The sequence below is a fragment of the Pseudomonas sp. IT-P176 genome (assembly GCF_949767245.1).
Classification (GTDB): Bacteria; Pseudomonadota; Gammaproteobacteria; order Pseudomonadales; family Pseudomonadaceae; genus Aquipseudomonas.
The window spans coordinates 51,737-64,751 of the sequence record NZ_CATKPN010000034.1 but is presented as its reverse complement, the minus strand read 5'-3'; the positions used below and the strand labels follow the sequence as shown (position 1 = coordinate 64,751).

Here is a 13,015-nt window from a genome sequence, read left to right as displayed (position 1 = left end):
CTAATCCTTGAGTGGGACCGCTGCACGGTCGCAGCCGAGCATGGTCCGGGTGTAGTTGCGCAGCGGCAGCAGACGCGCAGGGAGCGTCAGGCGCGGCGGCCTCGGGGTCGACAGGCATGTCAGGGCATGCCAGGCATCGCAGGGCAAAGCTTGCTGGAGGTCGGCATAGCGCGCATAGCGCAACAGGGCGCCGGCTACCAACTGGTCCAGGGTCAGGCGCCGGGTGCGGCGCGGCAAAGGTTGCTGGTCACGGGTCAGGCCCCAACCAGCATAAAACGGGGTGCCGTAGGTGACTACCGTGAGGCCACGCAGTAACGCTTCGAAACCGGCGGTGGAACTGAGGGTGTGCACTTCGTCGACCTGCCCATACAGACGGGCGATATCGATCCCCGGCAGCACCTGGTCTGCCAGGCCCAGCAGGTGGTCGGCCGACACCGCGCCATGGCGTTTGCCGGCTTCGACATCCGGGTGCGGTTTGTAGACGATCCAGGCATCGGGAGCGTTGCGGCGGACCTGTTTCAGTAGCTCGAAGTTGTCGTGCAAGGGGCCGCCACTGCAGCGCAGCGAGGCATCGTCCTCCACTTGGCCGGGCACCAGGATCCGACGCTGGCCGGGACGCGCGCCGACCTGAGCGGCCAGGTCACTCTTGAGGTTGAACTTGCTGGCCCCCAAGGTCACGATCCGCTCGCGCAGACGCGCCGCCTCGGCCAGCGTGGCCGCAGCGAACTCCCCGTGCTCGAGCAGCGACTCCAGGTCGCTGCTGGCGCTGGCATCGAAGTGCATGCCGCTGCGGTCGAGCACCAGTGACAGGGCAGGTGCATTCAGTGCGCCGAGCCCGTTGGAGCGCAGAAAACCGTCTTCAATTCGCCACAGAGCGACCCCATGGCTGTTGGCACGAGCCTTGAGATCGGCCGGCTCACGCGCCGCCCAAACCAGCAGCTTGCCGCCTTTGGCTGCGACTTCCGCGACCAGCGCCGGGCGGTCTTCGGTGAACTCCAGGCGGCCCCAGCGGCTGCTGAAAAAGCGTCGGACGTTGTGCTGTTTGTGACGCTTGACCCCCAATACCGTGAAGTCCCCGGCAAACTCGCTGTCCCGGGCCTTCTGGCGCGCCAGTTGATGGGCCACGGTCAGGGCGTCGGTGGGCTGGCTGGTCAACGGGTCGACGTAGCGGCAGTAGCGCACATAGGCCGCGGCCACCAGTTGCACCAAGTCCGGTTGCGCTTGACGCCGGGCAATCGGCATGCGGTCGTCGGTCAGGCCCCAGCCAGCATAGAACGGCAGGCCGAAGCAGGTCACCGGCACACCCTGGATCAAGGCTTCCAATCCTGCCTGGCTGGTACCGATGTAGACCCGCCGGGCGCGCCGGGCCAACGAGGCCCAGGACACCGGGCGCGCTTCCAGGGTGATGCCACGCTCGGTGGCGGCAGCCAACAGGCAGCTGGGTTTCTGGCCGCCGACGCAATCCGGATGAATGCGCACGCGCACCTCGGCGTCGGGGTTTTCCGCGATGGCTGCGTCGAGCATGCGCACATAGTCGGCCTCGCACAAACCGCCACCGGGGATCGAATAGTCGCCGGCAGTCTGGTCCACCACCAACACCAATGGACGCTCGCGGCCCAAGGGGTCATTGGGGTCGAGGTCCGGGGCATTGTTGTATTTGCCGATGCCGCTACTGCGCATCAGGGCGATCAACTGGCGCGCGCTGTCCAGTTCGCCCGCGGTCAGGCTGGCGGGGTCCTGGAGGATGTTTTCCAGCAGCGAAGGGCGGTCGGCCAGGTAGTGGATGCCCACCGGGTCGACCACCAGCGACATCGGCGTGTCGCCCTCGATGCCTAGCGATGAGGAGCGCAGGAAGCCGTCCTCGATGGCGATGTAGGGCAGTCCCCAGCGCTTGCACAGCACTCGCGCCTGGGCCGAGGAGTCCTTGTAGCCGATCCCGGCAATCGCCTTCAGGCCTTTGGGCGCGTGCCGCCCACGGCGCCACAACCAGAAGGGCGAGCCCTCTGGCCCAAGAAACTGCGGCAGGTGCAGGACGTTCCAGGCCACCCACTGCTGCATGATGCCGACCCAGCCCGGGCCTTCCACTAGCGGCGTGAGATTGATCGGTGGCGATTCGAGGCCGTTCAATGGATTGCCTCCAGGCGCCGCTGCATGCTGCGCACCGGCGGCCAGGGCACCCAGCGCTTGCGCAGCAGGCGGAAACCGTTATGCAGGTAGAGCGCGCGGGCCCGATCGTTGTCCAGCGGCACTTCCAGGAACACCTCCTGAAAACCACTGGCCGCCGCCTGTTGGCAGCAGGCCTGGACCAGCGCCGAGCCGACGCCGTGGTTACGTGCCGTCTTGCTCACGCGCAGGCCGTACAACAGGAATGGATAGCGCCACTCGCGCAGTTCGCTCAAGCAGAATCCGCCAAACCGCAGCCAGCCCATCAGCCAGCCGAACTCACGGACAAAGGGTTGCGGGCGCAGTGCGAAGGGGCCGCGCTGGTGATGCTTGAACGCGACATAGCCGACGGCGATACCGTCTTCAAAGGCCAGCAGCACGCGGTCCCAGTGAATGCTGGGGCCGAGCAACCGCTCGCGGCAGGCGTTGTCACCGATCAGGAATGCCAGGGAGCCGCGCCCGCCCGTGACCAGGCGCGCCAGTTGCGGATCCGCCAGCGCCTCAGGTGTCAGGTCGCTGCCCAGAACGATCTTGGCCACGACCTCAGAGTACCTGCGCTGCAGCTGTCGGCGTGCGCGCTGGATGGGCGCAGGCGAGCAGTTGGCTGGACAGCGCCTCGACGCGGATCGGACAGGGGCTGGCACCGGGCTGGTGACGGTTGGACCAGATCAGGTAGTCGGTGTCGCCCACCGGCGCGCCTACTGCCTGGTAGACGTTGGGCAGGATCGGCACGTGGTCGCCGAAGAAACACAGCAACGCCTCGCGCGGCTGTTCGAGCAAGGTGGTGCGCAGTTGCCCGAGCATACGGTCGGCGTTGCTGATGTGCCGCAGGTAGGGCGCGAGGTCGTCCATGCCAGTCAGCAGCGGACGGTCGAACCAGTTCGGCAGTTCGCTGGCGTCGACGGTTTCCAGGTGCAGAGGTCCGTGGTTTTCCATGGTCACTGCGTGGATGAACAAGGGCTGGGTACGAGTCGGGTCATCGAGTAGTTCGCGGATCTTTTCGGCCACCGCGCAATCGCCAATGAACGGCCCGGCCTTTTGCGAATCGTTGAAGGCGCGCACATCGATGAATTCGTCGAAACCCAGGGCGGGCAGCACTTGGTTGCGGCCATAGAAGCTGCCGTCGTAGGGGTGCACGCAGATGGTGCGATAGCCCTGCGCCTTGAGGTGCGCGGCAATACTCGGCAGGCCTTGGCGGGCCAGCACCCGATAGGGGTTGAAGCGGTGTACGCCGAGGCGGTCGCCGGGAATGCCGGTCAGGTAGGCAAATTCGGTGCGCACGGTATTGGCGCCCCAGGCGGCCACTTGCAGCTTGCCCCGCGCCAGTGCTTGCGCGGCAAGGCGGTCGTATTCGCTGAGCACCTGGGTTTTCACTCCGGGCCACAGGTCGCGTACGTCAAAAAAAGATTCACTCTGCACCGACACCAGGTCGGGTAGGCCGGCCGCAGGTGTGTGCGAGGGGGCTTTGCTGAATGGCGAGCCCAGGGTGGTTGGATCGACTGTGGCACGGGCGGCCCAGAAGTAACCCCATAGGCTGCCTGCCAGGCCCCAGCGCAGCACATCGGCTTCGGCGTCGAAGGTCGGTGTAGTGCGGCGGCGGTGGCCGAGACGCAACAGGAGCAACCCGGCCAGGCCAAGCCACAGTGCGCTGTTGCGGCCACCCGCAACTTCGGGCTCGAAGGTCAATCCGGCCCACAGGTACACCAGGAAACCGACCGCCAGCAGCGCCGCCTTGCCGAAACCGAAGAACGGCAGGTACAGCCGCGGGAAGCGCACGGCATCGCTGAAATACTCGAAGTCGGCGCACACGAACGGCTCGCGCAGGGAGTGGTATTTGGCGTTGCTGACCATCACGATCAACAGCCACAACAGCAGTACGTTGATCGCACTGAACAGCGGGCGAGCGGTCAGTGCGTAGAGCACGGCCAGGCACACGCACCACAAGCCGGCGTGCAACCACCAGTTGTTCAGCGGGCGGCGCAGGTTCGGGCGCGGGACCAGCAAGCGTTCGATGAGCACGGTGAGGAGCAGGCCGATAACCGCAGCCTGGAGGATGGACAATTCACTCACTGTAATTCAGACCACGCAGGATGAACGAAGAAAGGCGCTGGGGAATCACCCCCAGCAACCAGGTGCCGAGGTTCAGCGGAAACGGGAAGCTGATGCGCCCCTGGTTGGCGGCCAGGCCGCGCTTGATGCGTCGCGCGGCTTTTTCGGCGGTCCACAGGAACGGCTTGGGGCCGGGCATCTCGAAGCACATTTTCGATTCGACATAACCCGGCAGGATCACGTTGATCTTCACCCCTTCCGGTGCCAGCCAATCGCGGATCGCCTCGCCGTAGACCCGAATCGCCGCCTTGCTGGCGCTGTAGGTCGGGGTGACCGGCAAGCCGCGCCAGCCTGCCAGTGAGCTGAACAGGGCGATTTGCCCATTGCCGCGCGCACGCATGGCCGGCAACGCCGCTTCCACGGTGGCCAGGGCGGCCATTACGTTGACTTCCAACAGGGCGCGGCTGTCGTCCCAGCACTCGGCCTCGCCGTTGCTGCCTACGGCGGTGTTGAGGCCGGCACCGACCAGCACCAGGTCTGGCTGCTCGGCCTCGCTGACCCGCCGGACCATGGCACGCAAGGCGTCCAGATCCCGTACGTCGAGGGCTTCGAGCAACACTCGGGCACCGAGGGCGCGGCATTCGCTGGCCATCTCCTCAAGGCGGTCCATGCGCCGGCCTTGCAGGATCAAAGTCACGCCCGGCGCGGCGTAGGCAGGCGCCAGGGCGCCGCCGATGCCGCCCGTGGCGCCGGTGATGAGGATGCAGCGGGGTGCAGACGGGTGCGTCATAGGAAGTTTTCGATTCTCGAAGTTTTAGCCAGCAACACGTCCAGGCAGTTGTTCACCGCCATGTCGATCCCGCAGCCGGTGTAGAAGCCGCCATTGATCTGGGTGGTGTGGATCACGCTATTGCGAAAATCCCGGAACAGCGCCATGTCCGGCGCTTCGCGATGGCGCCAGAAGTCGTCGAGGCTGCCCTGTTGGGTCAGCCCCGGCATGGCGTAGATCGGGTTGGCGAGGGTGTAGGTCGGGCGTTTGTGCAGCAGTGCCGAGGCACCTGCGGTGCTGTTGACCGTGATCATCCCGGCGATGTGCGACAGCAGCGTCGGCATGTGCCCGCTCTGCAGGAAGTCGACCCGGTCGGCCACGCCATACTGCTTGGCCAGCGCCTGGGTAATGCGGTGATAGTTCACCAGGCCCGGGGTCAGCGGATGGTTTTTCACCAGCAAGCGGGCCTCGCCTGGGGCAAAGGCGGCGAACGAAGCAATGACATGGTCGATGACTTCGAACATGTTGGCGAACGCCGAGTGATCCTTGATTTGCGCATCACTGTCCAGTTGCAGCGGCAGCAAAAAGGTCGGGTGGCGTTCACGCGCCACTTCGGTCACCAGCGCGTCGTCACGTCGGCCGGCGAGCAGCAGGCGCACGCCCTGGCGAATGAAACCGGCGTACTCCCTGGCGGCATTGAAGGGCGCGTGGGTGCGGTAATGCGGGAAGCACAGTTTGTTCAGTGCGCCGCCGCAGTGGTAGGCCACATCGTGTGCGGCGCGGGAGACGAACGACAATTTGAACGGGCTGCCATTGTCATAGCGCGGTACGTGCTTGCCGACTTCACGGTACCAGTCCGGGTCACGGGGCAGCAGGGAGTTGTTGTTGACTCCATCGCGCTCAAGGGTGATCCAGTAGGGCCGGAAGTAGCCTTCTTCGAACACGTGCACACGAATGCCCAGGCGCCGGGCCAGGGCAATGGCCGGGCGATGCACCGGGCGGCAGTCGCCAAACAGCACCAGGTCGGTGATGTCCAGATCGCGAAACCGTTGGCTATAGAACGCCTCGAGCTCTTCTGGGCGCGCCGAAAACCCATGGCGCGAGCCGGCGCTATACAGCACATCACCGACGTTGAAATTGATGCTGTGCACCCGCTGGTCGATCGCCCGCAAGGCCTTCGCCAGTCGCGCGAAGAACGGCGAGCTGACGCCCTGCAGGAACAAGAAGCTGTTGTGTGGCTGAGGCGGAAGAGGGCGATCGGGCGCCCGCGCCTTCAGCTTCTCAGGCGACTGATGCCCAATAAACTGCTCAAGCGCTGTTTCAATTCCTGCCATCTGGATGGTGCTCCTGGCTGCGGTAAAGCATGCCAATTCTGTAATTCGTAAAGAGTCTGTTCTGCAGTGGTAAAGCGGTTGGTGATGCGGCTTACATAGGTGGGGTAGAGCAGCAAGGTGCCGGCCACCAGTTCGTCGAGGTCCAGCCGGCGCATGCGCCTGGCCTGTACTTCGGGTTGCAGGTCTTGATCTTGGGTCAGCCCCCAGCCGGCATAGAACGGCTGGCCGTAGGTGGTTACCGGTACGCCGCGCAGCAGGGCTTCGAAGCCCGATTGCGAGGTCAGGACGTGAACTTCGTCGACCAACTCCAGCAATTGTTGCAACGGTGTATCGCCGATCACTTCGTCGCACCAGTTGACGGTCTGCGCCTCATCGTCGCCTCGGGCGCGGGTGCCAGCCAGTACTTCGGGGTGCGGCTTGTAGAGCACCCAGGCACCGGGGTTCTGCTCGCGTACTGCCTGCAATAATTGTAGGTTGCTGCGGATGCGGTTTGCTCCAAAACGAATAGACGCATCGCCTTCCACCTGGCCGGTTACCAGGATCACTCGTTGTGCCGCGGTGGGGCGTTGCCAGGCATTGCCGGGCAAGTTGTATTTGGTCAGCCCGGCGTGGCAGATGGCTTCGCGCAGAATCCGCGCCCGAGTCATCAGGGTTCTATCAAAGCTTTCATCGAGCAAGATACGTTCCAGGCGCGAGGTGCGCGTGGCGTCGTAATAGATGCCCAAGTCATCGACGACCCAGGAAAGCGGTCGGGCCTTGCCGGCGCCGAGGCCCACGGAGCGCAAGAATCCATCCTCGACCCGAATCACCGGCCGGGGGTGTGTGGTGAGGTCGGTGTCATGCTTGCAACCCCAGGAAACCACAACCAAATGCGGGGTCGGGATCCTCTTGGGCTTTACGAAACGGATGGCCGAGCCGTTAAAAAACAACTTCACCAGCGGTTCCTTCCAGCGACTGAACCCGAGCATCTGAATGGACTCCGGCAGCGCACTGCGATGGCGACGTTGCAGCCCGAGCCAATTCATCAGCACTTCTGGTGTACACGGCTGACCGGTTTCGGGGCTGACATAGCGCGGATAACGCACCAGGCTGGCGTGTATCAACTGCGCAAGGCTGGCGGGTTGGCGCCGTGACGGTGCAGGCAGACGATCCTCGGTCAGCCCCCAGCCGGCGTAGAACGGCATGCCCCAGGTGTGCACAGGGATATTCCACAGCAGGGCATCGAAGCCCAGCTGCGAAGTCATCACATACACCGCGCGCATGCGTGGCAGCAGTTCGGCGGGGTGGACATTCTGTGCCAACACCTGCACTCGCGGGTGGTTGGCCAGGGCTGCGAGGTCGAAATGCCCGCGCTTGCGCCCGGCGATCACATCCGGGTGGACCTTGAGCACAATGGTGCTGGCGGGGTAGCGCGCCAGGGCGGCTTCGAGCATGGCGCTGAAATCGGCCGCAGTGGCCCCTTGCAGGGACGCATCGGCGAAAGTCTGGTCGGCCACCAGTACGCAGTCCGCGGGCAGTTCGGGGTTGGTGATACGCGCGTCGTTGTATTTTGACACTCGCTGCTGCTGCCACAGTTGTTGCAGCGCGAGGGCTCGCTCGGCCTGGGCGCCACTCAGTGGTTCGGCGATAAGCTCCTCGAGTCGTGAAGGGGCGCTGGCATCGTAGTAGACGCCCATGTCGTCGACAACCAGGGAGAGTGGTGGCTCATCGGCACCCAGGCCCACCGAACGAATGAAGCCATCTTCCAACGTCAGGATCGGCAAGTTCGCTTGTGCGGCGTGGGAAATAGCCTTCAACGCACTGGGTTTACGGCCCCAGGCCATGACACAGTCGACCTGGTTAATGTCGCCCACGCTCCCGTTATGCAGCGCGTAATCGGGCAGCAACGAGGGCAGCGTGACGATGCGTTGGGCACCCTTGGAGAGGACCAACAAACGCGGGCGAGGAGAAACGTCATCCATAAACGTGAAGCGCAGATCCATTCGAGTGTGTGCTGTGGAGGTGTTAACGCTGGAGGTTTCCACCGTTAACAAATATCGCGAGGATGTTAATACAATTTAATAATTGGAGAACGGTCTTTCGGACGAATACGTAGTAAAGATCAACAAAATCCTTGATGACAGTGTGCCATCATTTTCGCCGAGGCGTTAGAGCAAGCTCAGCAAGTAATCATATTTTTGGCGTAGCAATGGCATGCGCTCCTTTTCCTGGTATTCGGCGATAGTCTCCGGGCGCAGGCAATGGAAGAGCGCATTAAGCAGGAACATGTAGTGCAGATTACGCAGCGCATCGTCGGCATCGAACTCTGCCGGTAATGCTTTGCGATAAGTCTCGATGAACTGCTTTTGTGCGGTAAGAAACAATGTCATGTCCTTACGCCGGAACAAGCTCCCCAGGTAGGCTCCGCCATCGAAGCCCACGCGCCCGACCTTGACCTCGCTCCAGTCGATCAATTGCAGTTTTGCGCCATCGACGAACAGGTTTTTGCGCAGATAGTCCATGTGGCTGATGCAGCGTGGGCTACGACGTGCGGCTCGGCCAAGGCGGGCCAGCACGGGCTCGAAAGCCTTGAATGAATCGGCCAGGCCGGCGAAGCGCTCATCGCTCTGGGCCAGGCGTTCGAGCTCGGGCAGGCAGCGGGCGAAGTTGAAGCGCGGGCGCAGCAGGAACCACGGGCGGTAAAAGTCCATGCTCCAGTACAGGGGCGCCTGGTGCACTGGACGAGAATCGAGAAAGCGGTGACTGAGGCTTTCCAGCTCAGCGATGCCCAGCGCCAGTTGGGGGGCGATCGCGTGCATGCGTGGCGGTTTACCAATGACGAAGTCGGTGAAGATCAAGCTTTCCCAGGGGGTTTCGATTACCCCCAGGCAGGCCGGGTACTGAAAATGCTCGCTGCCCTCGAGCATTTCCCCGGTGCGATAGAAGCGCGCTTCCTGACTGCCAATAAAAGCCACTTTGCGAATGGACTTTTCCACCAGGTCCAAGGTCTGACCATTGCTTGGATCCACCAGACGATGATGACGCACGTAATTGACGAACGAGGCGTTGGAGTCCAGGTCCTGACTGCTGATGGAAAGTGGCTCATTGCCCCAATGGGGCAGCAAGGCGCGTAAGTGTTGTTCCAGGGTGCCTTGTTGCCAGCGGTAGAGGGTTCTGCGGCCTTGCAGGGGGTGTAGATCCAGATTCATGACTTCAACTTAGGCAAGTGCCGTATGTCCGATTTGTAGCGGTTTTGGTAACAATATGCTGCGTGATACAGATCACTGATTCAACGAAAAGTTTACTAAAAGCGCCGCCACCGTGGCTCGACACGGCATTAAACCGGTTAAACTCCACTGCGTGCAGGATTGGGACTTTGCTAAATGTTGCAAAGACCTTAAAATTCGCCGCTTAACACTACGTTGTTTTCAGGGACGAAAGTCAAACATGAATCACCTCGCTATCGCTAAAGAAGCCCTTATCGCCCAGGCGCAGGCCGTCACTCAGATGGCCGCTCGCCTGGATGGTGAGTTCCAGAATGCCGTCGAGCTGATCTTCGGTTGCAAAGGTCGTGCTGTGGTCTGTGGCATGGGCAAGTCCGGCCTGATCGGGCAAAAAATGGTTGCCACCTTTGCTTCCACCGGCACCCCGAGCTTCTTCCTGCATCCAGCCGAAGCCTTCCACGGCGACCTGGGCATGCTCAAGCCGATCGACGTGCTGATCCTGATCAGCTACAGCGGCGAAACCGAAGAAGTGATCAAGCTGATCCCTAGCCTGAAATCCTTCGGCAATAAAATCATCGCGATGACCGGCAACGGTAAATCGACCCTCGCCAAGCACGCCGATATCTGGCTGGATATCTCCGTCGAGCGCGAAGTGTGCCCGAACAACCTGGCGCCGACCACTTCGACCCTGGCAACCATGGCCATGGGCGATGCCCTGGCAGTGGCCTTGATCGAGGCCCTGCAATTCAAGCCAATGGACTTCGCACGCTACCACCCGGGCGGCAGCCTGGGCCGTAAACTGCTGACCCGCGTCAGCGACGTGATGCACACACCGGCACCGATCGTGACGCCGGCCACCAGTTTCCACGACTGCCTGATGGTCATGACCCAGAGCCGCATGGGCCTGACGGTAGTGATGGAAGACGGTGTCCTGGTCGGCATCGTTACCGACGGTGACTTGCGTCGTGCGCTGCTGGAAGACGAAGGGGTAATCCACACCACCGTCGCTCACTTCATGACCCCCAAACCGCACACCATCAAGGATGATTCGCAGTTGGCCGAGGCCGAAGCCTACATGCTTGATAACAAGATCCGTGCCCTGGCTGTGACCAACCACGAAAACGCGGTGGTTGGCGTGGTCGAAATCTTCGACTGATCGTATTGCAGGTGCAAAGTTCGGGGTCGAGACGACCCTGAGCTGCCTTGTTCGATAGCAAAAAAACGGTAGGAGCTAGTGGCTCCTACCGTTTTTTCGTTACAGTCAGCGAAGGCGACAAACAGATCGCCCCCGCCAGCTAGTCCATCCACTATTGCGCCATCTTTGCCATCACCTGCGCATAACCCGCCGCAGTGCCGAGCACGGCCTCCTTGCCCTGGGCAAACAGAATGGCGTCCGCCACTTCACGGAACGCGCCAGTACCGCCTGCTGCGTTCAGGGTGTGGGTGGCTGCGGCTTTCACGTACACCGGCGCATCCGCCACCGCAAAGGACAGGGCGCAGGCCGCAAAGGCCGGCAGGTCGATGCAGTCGTCGCCGATGCACGCGGTGTGCGCGGCGCTGACGCCAGCTTCGGCCATCAGTTGATTGCAGGCGGCCTGCTTGTCCTTGACGCCGAACTGGCAGAGGGTGATGCCCAGGTCAGCCACGCGCTTGCGCAGCGTCGCCGAGTCGCGGCCGGAGAGCACCGCCACACGCACACCGTTCTCTTCCAGCAGGCGCATGCCCATGCCATCACGCACATGGAAGCGCTTCAGGCATTCGCCGGTGGCGTCGTAGTAGATGCCGCCATCGGTCAGCACGCCATCGACATCGGTGATCACCAGGCGCACGTCGTTCAGGGTCGGCTGTGGCGCAGGCGCCTGGCCGCTCATGATTGCCCGCACTTGCTCCAGGCACTCCGGTGTATCGACCCCCGGACCGGTCGGTTCAACCAGATACGCACGAATGCAATAACCAGCCGCCATCAGTCGCAGTTGTTCGAGTTTCTCGGCGTGCTCGAGCATCGGTTGTGGCAAGCCGCTGTAGTCGGCCAGCACTTCGCGACGATAGCCATACACACCTACGTGCTTGAGGTAGTGCGCAACTTCGCCATCCCGTGGGTAGGGGATCGGTGAGCGGCTGAAATACAGGGCGTTGCCGTTGTTGGCCAACACCACTTTCACGGTGTTGGGGTTGCCGGCTTCGTGCGCATCGATCGGGTGGCACAGGGTGCCGACCTTCACCTGCGCATCGGCAAGCATGCCGGCTGCGAGGGCTTCGATGTCGGCCGGACGCACCAGCGGTTCATCACCCTGCAGGTTGATGTAGATGTCCGCCTCGACCTGGGCCATGACTTCTGCCAGGCGGTCGGTGCCGGACGGATGGTCCGGCGAGGTCATTACACATACACCGCCGAAAGCCCGCACCGCTTGCGCGACGCGCTCATCGTCAGTGGCTACTACCACTACCTGGGCATTGCCCACTTGCAGGGCGCGTTCGTAAACGTGCTGCACCATCGGCTTGCCGGCAATGTCGGCCAGCGGTTTGCCCGGCAGACGTGTCGAGCCATAGCGGGCCGGAATGACGATCGCGACCCGTTGTTCTGTACTTGCCATGTTCACAATCCTTGCGTCAAGAACCGCTGTTTCAGGCAATGTTCAGCGGGGCGAACGATTTGATCAGGTCATCCAGAGCCTTGATCTGTGCCAGGAACGGCTCAAGTTGGTCCAGCGGCAGGGCGCTAGGGCCGTCGCACTTGGCCTGGTCAGGATTTGGGTGAGCTTCCAGGAACAGACCGGCCAGGCCAACGCCCATGCCAGCACGAGCCAGTTCGACGACCTGTTCGCGACGACCGCCGGACGCAGCGCCCGATGGATCGCGTTGCTGCAGTGCGTGGGTCACGTCGAAAATGATCGGCAGGTTTTCGCAGGTGCGCTTCATCACGCCAAAACCGAGCATGTCCACCACCAGGTTGTCATAACCCAGGCAGGTGCCGCGGTCGCACAGGATCAACTGGTCGTTACCGGCTTCCTTGAACTTGTGAACGATGTTCTGCATCTGCGAAGGGCTCAGGAACTGCGGCTTCTTGATATTCACCGGCTTGCCGGTCTTGGCCAGGGCCACTACCAGGTCAGTCTGGCGCGCCAGGAATGCAGGCAGTTGCAGCACGTCGGCGACTTCGGCAACCGGAGCGCACTGATAGATCTCGTGGACGTCGGTGATCACCGGTACGCCGAATTCAGCCTTGACCTTTTCGAAAATGCGCAGGCCTTCTTCCATGCCTGGGCCACGATAGGAGTGGATCGAAGAGCGGTTGGCCTTGTCGAAGCTGGCCTTGAATACGTAAGGGATGCCCAGCTTCTCGGTGACGCGCACGTATTCGGCGCAAGCGGTCAGGGCCAGGTCCAGGGATTCAAGGACGTTGATGCCGCCGAACAGGACGAAGGGGGCGTTGTTGGAGCATTCGATGGTTGGGGTGATTTTCAAGATAGCTTGTCCTTTGGAAATTACGTGGGGAG

10 protein-coding genes are annotated in these 13,015 nt (G+C 62.4%); 1 reads left to right on the top strand and 9 read right to left on the bottom strand.

The genetic code is table 11. From position 1 onward, the window contains the following. The 7 genes from ACM6IP_RS05890 to ACM6IP_RS05860 form a co-directional block, all read right to left on the bottom strand. On the bottom strand, positions 1-2,127 hold the full coding sequence (locus ACM6IP_RS05890; RefSeq protein ID WP_414861152.1) for a capsular polysaccharide biosynthesis protein: 2,127 nt from the start codon (positions 2,125-2,127) through the stop codon (positions 1-3). Then, entirely contained in the window at positions 2,124-2,702 is a 579-nt protein-coding gene (locus tag ACM6IP_RS05885; RefSeq protein ID WP_095165285.1) for a GNAT family N-acetyltransferase, read from the bottom strand. The genes ACM6IP_RS05890 and ACM6IP_RS05885 overlap by 4 nt, the downstream gene beginning before the upstream one ends. A gap of 4 nt (positions 2,703-2,706) precedes the next feature. Next, on the bottom strand, positions 2,707-4,218 hold the full coding sequence (locus ACM6IP_RS05880; RefSeq protein WP_414861155.1) for an LTA synthase family protein: 1,512 nt from the start codon (positions 4,216-4,218) through the stop codon (positions 2,707-2,709). 7 nt (positions 4,219-4,225) lie between these two features. After that, positions 4,226-5,002 carry an SDR family NAD(P)-dependent oxidoreductase gene (locus ACM6IP_RS05875; protein WP_095165283.1) on the bottom strand — a complete coding sequence of 259 codons (777 nt, stop codon included), beginning with the start codon at positions 5,000-5,002 and terminating at the stop codon, positions 4,226-4,228. Next, the gene (locus tag ACM6IP_RS05870; protein ID WP_414861151.1) at positions 4,999-6,315 is read right to left on the bottom strand and encodes a capsule biosynthesis protein; all 1,317 of its coding nucleotides are present in this window, start codon (positions 6,313-6,315) and stop codon (positions 4,999-5,001) included. The genes ACM6IP_RS05875 and ACM6IP_RS05870 overlap by 4 nt, the downstream gene beginning before the upstream one ends. Further along, a complete protein-coding gene (locus ACM6IP_RS05865) occupies positions 6,255-8,276 on the bottom strand; it encodes a capsular polysaccharide biosynthesis protein (protein WP_414861154.1) in 2,022 nt (673 codons plus the stop codon). Before ACM6IP_RS05865 ends, ACM6IP_RS05870 begins: the two co-directional genes overlap by 61 nt. Before the next feature lie 186 nt (positions 8,277-8,462). After that, a complete protein-coding gene (locus ACM6IP_RS05860) occupies positions 8,463-9,503 on the bottom strand; it encodes a phosphotransferase (RefSeq protein ID WP_401130220.1) in 1,041 nt (346 codons plus the stop codon). Between the two features lie 238 nt (positions 9,504-9,741). Between ACM6IP_RS05860 and ACM6IP_RS05855 the strand changes: the two genes are divergently transcribed. After that, positions 9,742-10,674 (top strand): KpsF/GutQ family sugar-phosphate isomerase, encoded by a 933-nt coding sequence (locus ACM6IP_RS05855; RefSeq protein WP_095165279.1) that lies wholly within the window; start codon positions 9,742-9,744, stop codon positions 10,672-10,674. Positions 10,675-10,825: 151 nt separating this feature from the next. On the opposite strand, the gene kdsB is transcribed toward ACM6IP_RS05855, so the two are convergent. Next, positions 10,826-12,112: a 3-deoxy-manno-octulosonate cytidylyltransferase gene (kdsB, locus tag ACM6IP_RS05850; RefSeq protein WP_414861150.1), complete on the bottom strand. Its 1,287-nt coding sequence runs from the start codon at positions 12,110-12,112 to the stop codon at positions 10,826-10,828. Positions 12,113-12,143: 31 nt separating this feature from the next. After that, positions 12,144-12,986 carry a 3-deoxy-8-phosphooctulonate synthase gene (kdsA, locus tag ACM6IP_RS05845; protein WP_401130254.1) on the bottom strand — a complete coding sequence of 281 codons (843 nt, stop codon included), beginning with the start codon at positions 12,984-12,986 and terminating at the stop codon, positions 12,144-12,146. Between the last annotated feature and the right edge of the window lie 29 nt (positions 12,987-13,015).

Coding starts and splice junctions, on each gene's coding strand:
- ACM6IP_RS05875 (WP_095165283.1), bottom strand. CDS start 5,002: ATGACGCACCCGTCTGCACCCCGCTGCATCCTCATCACCGGCGCCACG.
- ACM6IP_RS05870 (WP_414861151.1), bottom strand. CDS start 6,315: ATGGCAGGAATTGAAACAGCGCTTGAGCAGTTTATTGGGCATCAGTCG.
- ACM6IP_RS05865 (WP_414861154.1), bottom strand. CDS start 8,276: ATGGATGACGTTTCTCCTCGCCCGCGTTTGTTGGTCCTCTCCAAGGGT.
- ACM6IP_RS05860 (WP_401130220.1), bottom strand. CDS start 9,503: ATGAATCTGGATCTACACCCCCTGCAAGGCCGCAGAACCCTCTACCGC.
- ACM6IP_RS05855 (WP_095165279.1), top strand. CDS start 9,742: ATGAATCACCTCGCTATCGCTAAAGAAGCCCTTATCGCCCAGGCGCAG.
- kdsB (WP_414861150.1), bottom strand. CDS start 12,112: ATGGCAAGTACAGAACAACGGGTCGCGATCGTCATTCCGGCCCGCTAT.